This is a genomic window from Luteibacter sp. KNZ12-1A (assembly GCF_056755675.1).
The window spans coordinates 1-9,317 of the sequence record NZ_JBPGXU010000136.1 but is presented as its reverse complement, the minus strand read 5'-3'; the positions used below and the strand labels follow the sequence as shown (position 1 = coordinate 9,317).

The following is a 9,317-nucleotide window of genomic DNA, read 5'->3' as shown; positions in this document are numbered from 1 at the left end:
GGCTGGGGGTTGAGGTGTTGGTGGTGGCGGTGTCCTTCGGGGGCGGGCCGCTTTCGTTTCCGGCCGCGCTGCCGACTAAACCTTTGATGCCGCCTAAACCTTTCCCGCCAAACCCGCATCAGAACGGGTGCCACAGACGCACCCCACCAGCACAGCGCCTCACGGCATAGGCCATAAGTCATAGGGGATTTAACGAAATTCCCGTTGACGACCGAAAATCTGGTGTTATAGTTCACTACAACACCGGTCACCCAGACCACTACTGGAGAGAGCACCATGAAAAGCCCCAACTACATCGCCCTGGCCGCCTCGTTCGCCATCGCCACCGCCGCCCTGGCCGTCTTCAGCAGCACCTCGACCACCGCCGCCCCGCTGACCGAGATCAACGGCGCCAAGGTCACCGACCTCGCCCCCATCGTCGTCTACGCCGACGCCGGCGCGAACGTCGCCTCCCTCTAACCCGAGTCCAGCAACAAGTCATCGGAGTCGTCCCATGAAAGCGCCGAACCTCATCGCCTTGACCGCTTCCATCCTGATTGCCGGCACCAGCGTGTTCGCCATGCGCTCCTTCGATGACCGCGCCGCCGCGATGCTCGCCGCGCCGCACTTCGTCAACGGCATCCATGTCGTCGACCTGCCCTCTCTCGAAGTGCGGCCCACCGACGCCGATGTGCGCGAGGCCATGCTCCTGGGCGAGGCCACACTCGATTCGGCCGCGGCCGCACTGAAGCGCAGCGCCGAAGACCGTGCCGCCGCGCTCATCGGTGCGCAGCTGGCCATGCCCTACTATTCGTTCGGCAACGCACTGCGCCACACGGCGAAGGAATGACATACATGTCCATCACCTGGAACGACAGCGTCCCGATCTACCGCCAGCTCCGCGAACGCGTGGTGGCGATGATCCTGGACGGCGCCTTGAACGAAGGCGATCCGCTGCCGTCGGTACGCCAGGTCGCGGGGGATTTTCAGATCAATCCGCTGACCGTATCCAAGGCGTACCAGGAGCTGGTCGACGAACAACTGGTTGAGAAACGGAGGGGTCTTGGCATGTTCGTGATCGATGGGGCGCGCGACGCGCTGCTCAAGAGTGAAAGGGAGCGCTTCCTGCGCGAGGAATGGCCGGCCTTGTTCGCCCGCCTGCAGCGCATGGGCCTCGATCTCAAAACCCTGATGCGTGAAGCCAATGGCTCCACGGAGGACCCGTCATGACCGCGGTCGTTACCGCCACTGGCCTGACCAAGCGCTACAAGTCGTCGCTGGCCCTGGACGGCGCCACGTTCCAGATCGGTTCGGGCCGCATCGTCGGCCTGATCGGACCGAACGGCGCCGGCAAGACCACGGCGTTGAAGGCCATCCTGGGCTTGACCACGTTCGACGGCCAGCTCAACGTCCTCGGCCTCGACCCGCGCAAGGATCGCGACAAGCTGATGGAGCAGGTCTGCTTCATCGCCGATGTGGCCGTGCTGCCGCGCTGGCTGAAGGTGCGCGATGCGGTCGATTTCGTCGCAAACACCCATCCGCGCTTCGACCGCGCCAAGTGCGATGCCTTCCTGGCCCGCACGAAGCTGCAGCCAGGACAGAAGGTGAAGCAGCTTTCCAAGGGCATGATCGTGCAATTGCACCTCGCCCTGGTGATGTCGATCGATGCGAGGCTGCTGGTACTGGACGAACCGACGCTGGGCCTGGACATCCTCTACCGCAAGCAGTTCTACCAGTCCTTGCTCGAAGACTATTTCGACGAGGAGAAGACCATCCTGGTCACGACGCACCAGGTGGAGGAGATCGAACACATCCTCACCGACCTCATGTTCATCCGCGACGGCAAGATCGTGCTCGACACCGACATGGACAGCCTGGGCGACCGTTTCGCCGAAGTGCTGGTCGGCGCCGAGTTCGCCGCGGCGGCACGCCAACTGAAGCCGCTGGACGAACGCCAGGTTTTCGGCAAGAGCATTTTCCTCTTCGACAACGTCAGCCGCCCGCAGCTGGAACAGCTGGGCGAGGTACGGCGGCCGTCGATCGGCGACCTCTTCGTCGCCACCATGAAGGGCACCTACGCATGAAAACCTTCTACTGGCTGGTCAAGCGCGAGTTCTGGGAACACAAGGGCGGCTTCTTCTGGGCCCCCGTGGTCACCGGCATCGTGTTCCTGGTACTCAACACCATGGGCATCATCCTCGGCGAGGTGTTCGGCCGCCGGTCCAACTGGGGCGGTTTCAAGTACAACGGCGACCTGCACTTCCAGGGCAGCAACATCTCCCCGGAAGACCTGCACAACGCGGGCGCCGGCATCGACGTCATGCTCTACGCCATCGCCGGCATCGTCCTGGCCGTCACCGCGATCGTCGTGTTCTTCTACTGCCTCGGTGCGCTCTACGATGACCGCCGCGACCGCAGCGTGCTGTTCTGGAAATCCCTGCCGCTGTCCGATACCTCGACGGTTTTGTCCAAGGTCGTCAGCGCCATCCTGCTCGCTCCCGCGATCGCGGTGGTGGTCGGCGTGGTCGTCGGGCTGGCCCTGGCCGTCCTGGTGGCCATCGTGGCGACGATGCACGGTATCGGGGTGTGGAGCCTGCTGATGGAAGCGCATCCGTTCCGGGTCGTGCTCAACCTGGTGCTGCTGATCCCGCTGTACGCCGTCTGGGCGCTGCCCACGATCGGCTGGCTCCTGCTCTGCTCGTCCTGGGCACGCGGCAAGCCCTTCCTCTGGGCGATCGCCCTGCCCGTCGGCGCCGGTGTCATCGTCTCCTGGTTCGGCCTCATGGGTATCGCGGGACTGTCGAGCGGCTGGTTCTGGAAGAACGTGGTCGGCCGCATGCTGGGTAGCCTGATCCCGGGTGGCTGGATCGGTAACGCTTCTCCGCTGGTGGTGCCGAGCCACGACGATCCCGCCGCGGTGCTGGAGGCCCTGGACCTGTCCTACCACTACAGCGCGCTGGCCAGCCCGTCCCTCTGGATCGGTGCCGCGGCAGGCGTGGCGATGATCGCCGGTGCCGTCTGGTTCCGCCGCTGGCGCGACGACAGCTGATGGCATGACAATCGCGACGGCTCCTCCGGGAGCCGTCTTCTTATTGAACGGGGAGAAGTCGCCATGTTTCGTACCGGTCTTCTGTTTTCCTGTCTGTTGCTCGCCCTGCCAGCCGCGGCCGCCGACAAGCCGCTTCGCGGCACGGCACTCGACCAACGCATCGCTTTCCTCATGAAGGAGGCGAAGGTACCGGGATTGGCGGTAGCCATCGTCGAGGATGGCAAGGTCGTCTCCGTGAAGGCCTACGGCCAGCGCGATGTCGAGCAGGGACTCCCGCTGACCACCGACACCGTCATGTACGCCGCGTCGCTCACCAAGGCGGCGTTCGCCTACGCGACCATGTCGCTGGTCGACGCGGGCACGCTGAAACTGGACGCCAGCATCGCCGACGACCTGCCCAAGCCCCTCCCTGACTATCCGAAGTACGCCGATCTGGCCGGCGACGAGCGTTGGCGCCGGCTCACGCCATCCATCCTGCTCAGCCATCGCACGGGCTTTCCCAACTTCCGCTTCTGGCAGCCCGGCAAGGACTACGACCCCAACGGGAAGCTTTCCTTCTATTTCGATCCGGGCACCCGCTTCGGCTACTCGGGCGAAGGCATCAACCTGATGCAGTTCGTGCTGGAGAACGGCAAGTCGATCGACGTCGACACCCTCATGAAGAACCGCCTCTTCGAGCGCTACGGAATGACCCGCACCAGCATGACCTGGCGCGACGACTTCGCGGGAAACCTCGCCATCGGATACGACGAAGAGGGCAAGCCGCTCGGGCACAAGAAGCGTGAATCGGTCCGCGCCGCCGGTTCGATGGATACGACGATCACCGACTACGCACGCCTGCTTGCGGCCATGTCGCGCGGCGACGGCCTGAAGGCAGCCACGTACCGCACCTGGTTGAAGCCCGTGGTGCGCATCCGCTCCGTGCGGCAATTCCCTACCATCGGACTGGCGGACAGCCACGACAACGATTCGATTTCGCTGGGTTACGCCATCGGCGTGGGGACGTTCGAGTCACCGCGTGGCCCGGCGTTCTTCAAGGAAGGCCACGACGACGGCACCAACAACCTGTTCGTCTGCCTGGAACGGTCGAAGACCTGCGTGCTCTTGATGAGCAACAGCTCGCGCGGTGAATCGATCTTCGCTTACCTGCTGGACGACGTCCTGGGAAAGACCTGCTTTCCCTGGTACTGGAACAGCTATATCCCCTACGACCGGCCGGAGCTCCGCGCGGAACCGGTCGTGCCGGATCGGCATCCTGCATGCGCGATATGAGGCGGAGGCGCTGCTATCCTCTTCGCCGCCCGGCAGGAGCCGGATGACACCAAGGGGATAGAGCAATGATTGCCCGTCGTACCGTCCTGCTGTCCGCCGCCATCGTCGCGGCGCTCGGCCTCGCCGCCTGCCACAAGAAAGACGAAACACCCGCCGCGGACCCGAAAGCCGTCGCCGCCGCCCAGGCGGCCATCGCCTCGCCAGCCTGGCTGCGCCAGCACCTGCCCGCGCAGACCGTGGCCTACCTGCGCATTCCGTCGCCCTGGGCGGCGATCGGAGGCGTACCCAACGGACGCCCCCTCGATGCTGCCCTCTCGTCCAAGGCCCACCTCGACACCGTCGCGCGCATTCGCGAAGGCATGGCCAAGGACAAGGTGCTCGCGGATCTCAAGCTCGCGCCCGTCGTGAACCTCCTGCTGGGCGACCTGCGCTCGCCGGTGGAAGCCGCATTGATCGATCCCGTCGGCATCCCGGCGCCCACCTCCCGCGTGGTCCTCACCGCCTTGCTCGATGTCCCTTCGATCGAGGCGTTCAACGCACGCGCCGCTTCGCTGGGCACGACCTCGCCGCTACTCGCCGCGCCGCTGGACGCGCAAGGCAACGGTCAACTCACCGGCGGGGGAGCCATCCGCTACGTCGTCGCCGAACGCCGCCTGTGGGTGACCCAGTCGGCGCAGGAACCGAGCGACAAGACAAAACTCGACGAAGTGATCGCCACCATCGGCAAGTCCACGCCGGCCGCGGCACCCGCCACCCTGGGCACGCTGGAACAGCGTATCGATACCTCCGGCGAAGGCCTGTTCGGGTGGGTCAGCGTGCGCGGTGTCGGCGGTGTCGCCGCGGCGCAGGCCGGCGATTCCCCGTTTGGCAAACTGCCTGCCGACTTCGCCTCGAAGGCGGACGCCATCGCATTCGGCGGTGGCACGGTCGACGGACGCGCCCAGTTCCGGGTCATCGCGCATGCGCCGCAGGCCCGCCTGCTCCAGTACCTCGCACCGCACGCCTTCGCGCCCGACCTGAAAGCGGCCGGCGAGCCGCGCTGGGCGATGACGCTGTCACTGCCGGATGCCAAGGCGTACAAGACCTTCGAGGACAACCTCAACCTCGACTTCGGCCAGGACGCCGCGAAGAACTATCGCGCCGGCGTGGCGAAGATCAAGGACCGCTACGGTGCCGAGCCCGCCGACTGGTTCCGCTGGTTCGGACCGGAATTCCTCGTGTTCTCCGACGACGCGGGCCTGTTCTTCGCCATGCGCACACCCGACCGCAAGGACTGGTACGCACGGATCGACGCCCTGGCGGGCAAGGGATGGAAGACCGGCGTATCGACGGTCGACGGCACCGAGGTGCACTGGCTGTACATGCCGGGTCCGGGCACGGAGGACGTGCCGGCCGATGCCGATCCCTCGTTGAAGCCGCTGCTGGCCCTCACCGGCCGCCTCGGTGGCCGCTCGTACTGGGTCGAGGACGGCGACTGGATCGTCATGGCGAAGGTGCCGCAGGCACTGGCCGACCGTGCCGCGGCAAAACCGGAGACCTCACTCGAGGACTGGTTCAAGGCGCGCGCCTACCCCGGTGACCGGACCCTCATCGGCTATACCGCCACCAGCCGCGATGCCCAACGCGAGGCCTATTACAGCTACCTGCAGATCCTGCAGTTCCTCGGTGCCGCCTCGGGGGCGGACGTGGATATCAGCCGCCTGCCTTCCGCGCATACCCTGAACCTCCCGGAGAAGGGCGTGATCGGCGCGGCGGTGGAGGTCGATCCGGAAACACTCGCGATCTCGTTCACCTACGAGCAGAGCCCGGTCGAGCTGGTCGGTTCGGTGGGCGGCATGGGTATCGTGGCCGGCACGGCCATCATGGCGGCCATCGCCGTGCCGCAGTACCAGAACTACACGCTGCGCAGCCAGGTCAGCGGGGCGCTCGCCGCCGCGGATACCGTGAAAGTCGCGGTGGCTGAGCACCGCCAGAGCACGGGCAAGTTCCCGGCCAGCAACAAGGCCGCCGGCCTCGGTGCGCCGGAAAGCCTGGGCAACGATTACGCGGGGTCGGTCGAAGTGGGTCCCGGTGGCGAGATCGTCGTCACCATGGACGCCACGCCGCCGCACAAGACCGACGCGCGGCTGGATTCCGCCACGCTGGTGCTCACGCCGCGGGTCGAGGGGCATACGGTCTCGTGGGGCTGCTCCGGCGAGGGAGTGGACGCGAAATACCTGCCGGCGAGCTGCCGGGACGAGCCACTGCTGCCCTGACGGCATGGGCGGCCGCTTCGCGGCGGCCGCCCGATTCGCTAGCTGGACTTAGTGCTTGACGGGCTGCCCCGTGAGGATGTTATCGACGTATACGTGACCGCCAGCATGGATGACGGCATATCCGGCCGGCGTGCTGCCGCTATACGTCACGCGCTCGGCGAAGATCCGGCCGGCGGCGAACGTGGTGGACTGCAAGCTCCTGCCGTCGGCGGCAAAGATCTCGACCGTGGTGTCCTTGGACGGGGGAAACGGCGAGCCGCAAAGGCCGATCCCGAGGTCCGTGGGCGCTTCCTTGAAATTGATCACGATGTCGTAAGGCTCCGCCTTCTCGACCGGGCCGAGGGCGTAACCATCGGCCACCAGTTGCGGGCAGTCGTTGGGCGAATTGCCATTTTGCACGCCGGAGGCGGCCCCACCCGCGTAACGGACCGTGATCGACGGCAGATCGAGCCCTGCGGCGGGCATTTCACCCACGGGGACAGCCTCGAAATTCTCGACAGAAGTCGTCGAAACGCCGCCCTTGATGGTCAGCGCCGATCCAAACGGGCCGTTACCGGCGGATGCCGAGGTGGTGACGAGGGCGAGGACGCAGCCAGCGGCGATATGACGAACGGAAATCATGGAACCTCACTTTATTTAATTATATGAACGCGCCCGGATGGGCCACGCCATGCTGGCGATCTGTCCGCGAATCTCATATAGAAGAATTCTGAAAATGTAGGCCAATCTCGGAGCGGGCCGTAGGGGATTGCCCTGAATGGCCCCGCCCGGGGGCCGTATCCGCCGGTCATGCGGACGCCACGCTTTTCCTTTATAATCGGCGGCTTCCCAAACCAAAGAGGCGATCCGGCCCATTGCCGGCGCATAACGCATGTCGATCGAAAACCTGCGCAATATCGCCATCGTCGCTCACGTCGACCATGGCAAGACCACCCTCGTCGATCAGCTTCTGAAGCAGTCGGGCACGCTCAACGAGCGCACCGTGCTGGCCGAGCGCGTCATGGATTCGAACGACCAGGAAAAGGAACGTGGCATCACGATCCTCGCCAAGAACACCGCGATCACCTGGGAAGACAAGAAGAAGGGCGTCAAGAACCGCATCAACATCGTCGACACCCCGGGACACGCCGACTTCGGTGGCGAGGTCGAGCGCGTGCTGTCGATGGTCGACACGGTGTTGATCCTCGTCGACGCGATGGACGGCCCGATGCCGCAGACCCGTTTCGTCACGCAGAAGGCCTTCGCGATGGGCTTCCGCCCGATCGTCGTCGTCAACAAGGTCGACCGCCCGGGCGCTCGTCCGGAATGGGTGGTCGAACAGGTTTGGGACCTCTTCGAAAAGCTCGGTGCCAACGACGAGCAGATGGAATTCCCCATCGTCTACGCGTCGGCGCTGAACGGTTACGCCTCGCTCGACGAGAACGCCCGCGAAGGCGACATGACCCCGCTGTACGAAGCGATCATGCAGCATGCGCCGAAGCCGGACGTCGATCCTGACGGCCCGTTCCAGATGCGCATCAGCCAGCTGGACTACAACAACTTCGTCGGCGTCATCGGCATCGGCCGCATCCAGCGCGGTACCCTGCGCAAGGGCATGCCGGTCGCCGTGATCGACCGCCATGGCAAGAAGCGCCAGGGCAAGATCGTGCAGGTGCTCGGCTTCCTCGGTCTCGAGCGCATCGAACAGGATTCCGCCGAGGCGGGTGACATCGTCGCCATCTCGGGTATTCCCGACCTGACCATTTCCGATACGGTCACCTCGCCCGACGTGCCGGAAGCGCTGCCGGCGCTGAGCGTCGACGAACCGATGATCAGCATGACCTTCCAGGTCAACAATTCGCCCTTCGTCGGCCACAAGGATCTCTCCGGCGGCAAGTTCCTGACCAGCCGCCAGCTGCGCGAGCGCCTCGACCGCGAGAAGGTGCACAACGTCGCCCTCCGCGTGGAAGACGGTTCCGATGCCGACAAGTTCCTGGTCTCGGGCCGCGGCGAACTGCATCTCTCCGTGCTCATCGAAAACATGCGCCGCGAGGGCTACGAGCTCGCCGTGTCGCGTCCGGAAGTCATCATCAAGGAAATCGACGGCCAGAAGATGGAGCCGATCGAGCAGCTGGTGGTCGACATCGAGGAAGTCCACCAGGGTGGCGTCATGGAGCGCCTGGGCATCCGCAAGGGCGACCTCAAGAACATGGTGTCGGATGGCAAGGGCCGCGTGCGCCTGGAGTACCTGATCCCGGCGCGTGGCCTCATCGGCTTCCAGAACCAGTTCAAGACCCTGACCCAGGGTAGCGGCCTGCTGTTCCACGTGTTCGACCACTACGGTCCGTACACGCCGGCCCCGATCGCGAAGCGCCAGAACGGCGTCATGATCGCGAACGCCGCCGGCACCACCCCGGCCTACTCGCTCGGCCCCCTCCAGGAGCGCGGCAAGCTGTTCGCCGCCGAGGGTGATTCCGTGTACGAAGGCCAGCTGATCGGCATCCATGCGAAGGACAACGACCTCACGGTCAACGCGATCAAGCCGAAGCCGCTGACCAACATGCGCGCATCGGGCAAGGACGACGCCATCCAGCTGACCCCGGCCACGAAGTTCACGCTGGAGCAGGCGCTCGACTTCATCGACGACGACGAGCTCGTCGAGGTGACGCCGAAGGAAATCCGCATGCGCAAGAAGCACCTGACGGAAAACGACCGCAAGAAGGCATCGCGCGGCGGCTGACCGCTTGCTCCGCAGGTGTTGAAGCTGTCTCTTATACACATCT

General features: G+C 65.1%; 9 protein-coding genes. 8 read left to right on the top strand and 1 reads right to left on the bottom strand.

Going from position 1 to position 9,317, the window contains the following annotated elements; all coding sequences use genetic code 11:
- Positions 1-276: 276 nt before the first annotated feature.
- The 7 genes from ACR9ZJ_RS17935 (at position 277) to ACR9ZJ_RS17905 (ending at position 6,555) form a co-directional block, all read left to right on the top strand.
- On the top strand, positions 277-459 hold the full coding sequence (locus ACR9ZJ_RS17935; protein ID WP_306847627.1) for a hypothetical protein: 183 nt from the start codon (positions 277-279) through the stop codon (positions 457-459).
- 34 nt (positions 460-493) lie between these two features.
- Positions 494-829 (top strand): protein-tyrosine phosphatase family protein, encoded by a 336-nt coding sequence (locus tag ACR9ZJ_RS17930; RefSeq protein WP_429197323.1) that lies wholly within the window; start codon positions 494-496, stop codon positions 827-829.
- Between the two features lie 5 nt (positions 830-834).
- Complete coding sequence (locus tag ACR9ZJ_RS17925) at positions 835-1,209, top strand: GntR family transcriptional regulator (protein ID WP_029213371.1); 375 nt, start codon at positions 835-837, stop codon at positions 1,207-1,209.
- Entirely contained in the window at positions 1,206-2,063 is an 858-nt protein-coding gene (locus ACR9ZJ_RS17920; protein ID WP_481280794.1) for an ABC transporter ATP-binding protein, read from the top strand. The genes ACR9ZJ_RS17925 and ACR9ZJ_RS17920 overlap by 4 nt, the downstream gene beginning before the upstream one ends.
- Positions 2,060-3,028 carry a hypothetical protein gene (locus ACR9ZJ_RS17915; RefSeq protein ID WP_481280795.1) on the top strand — a complete coding sequence of 323 codons (969 nt, stop codon included), beginning with the start codon at positions 2,060-2,062 and terminating at the stop codon, positions 3,026-3,028. The genes ACR9ZJ_RS17920 and ACR9ZJ_RS17915 overlap by 4 nt, the downstream gene beginning before the upstream one ends.
- Positions 3,029-3,091: 63 nt before the next feature.
- Positions 3,092-4,300: a serine hydrolase domain-containing protein gene (locus ACR9ZJ_RS17910; RefSeq protein WP_481288527.1), complete on the top strand. Its 1,209-nt coding sequence runs from the start codon at positions 3,092-3,094 to the stop codon at positions 4,298-4,300.
- A gap of 65 nt (positions 4,301-4,365) precedes the next feature.
- Positions 4,366-6,555 carry a pilin gene (locus ACR9ZJ_RS17905; RefSeq protein WP_481288526.1) on the top strand — a complete coding sequence of 730 codons (2,190 nt, stop codon included), beginning with the start codon at positions 4,366-4,368 and terminating at the stop codon, positions 6,553-6,555.
- A 48-nt stretch (positions 6,556-6,603) separates the two neighbouring features.
- Here the strand turns inward: ACR9ZJ_RS17905 and ACR9ZJ_RS17900 are convergent, their stop codons facing one another.
- Positions 6,604-7,176 (bottom strand): hypothetical protein, encoded by a 573-nt coding sequence (locus ACR9ZJ_RS17900; RefSeq protein ID WP_481280798.1) that lies wholly within the window; start codon positions 7,174-7,176, stop codon positions 6,604-6,606.
- Positions 7,177-7,426: 250 nt separating this feature from the next.
- Here ACR9ZJ_RS17900 and typA point away from each other — a divergent pair, with 250 nt between their 5' ends.
- The gene (gene typA / locus ACR9ZJ_RS17895) at positions 7,427-9,274 is read left to right on the top strand and encodes a translational GTPase TypA (protein WP_481280799.1); all 1,848 of its coding nucleotides are present in this window, start codon (positions 7,427-7,429) and stop codon (positions 9,272-9,274) included.
- Positions 9,275-9,317 lie beyond the last annotated feature (43 nt).

Coding starts and splice junctions, on each gene's coding strand:
- ACR9ZJ_RS17935 (WP_306847627.1), top strand. CDS start 277: ATGAAAAGCCCCAACTACATCGCCCTGGCCGCCTCGTTCGCCATCGCC.
- ACR9ZJ_RS17930 (WP_429197323.1), top strand. CDS start 494: ATGAAAGCGCCGAACCTCATCGCCTTGACCGCTTCCATCCTGATTGCC.
- ACR9ZJ_RS17925 (WP_029213371.1), top strand. CDS start 835: ATGTCCATCACCTGGAACGACAGCGTCCCGATCTACCGCCAGCTCCGC.
- ACR9ZJ_RS17920 (WP_481280794.1), top strand. CDS start 1,206: ATGACCGCGGTCGTTACCGCCACTGGCCTGACCAAGCGCTACAAGTCG.
- ACR9ZJ_RS17915 (WP_481280795.1), top strand. CDS start 2,060: ATGAAAACCTTCTACTGGCTGGTCAAGCGCGAGTTCTGGGAACACAAG.
- ACR9ZJ_RS17910 (WP_481288527.1), top strand. CDS start 3,092: ATGTTTCGTACCGGTCTTCTGTTTTCCTGTCTGTTGCTCGCCCTGCCA.
- ACR9ZJ_RS17905 (WP_481288526.1), top strand. CDS start 4,366: ATGATTGCCCGTCGTACCGTCCTGCTGTCCGCCGCCATCGTCGCGGCG.
- ACR9ZJ_RS17900 (WP_481280798.1), bottom strand. CDS start 7,176: ATGATTTCCGTTCGTCATATCGCCGCTGGCTGCGTCCTCGCCCTCGTC.
- typA (WP_481280799.1), top strand. CDS start 7,427: ATGTCGATCGAAAACCTGCGCAATATCGCCATCGTCGCTCACGTCGAC.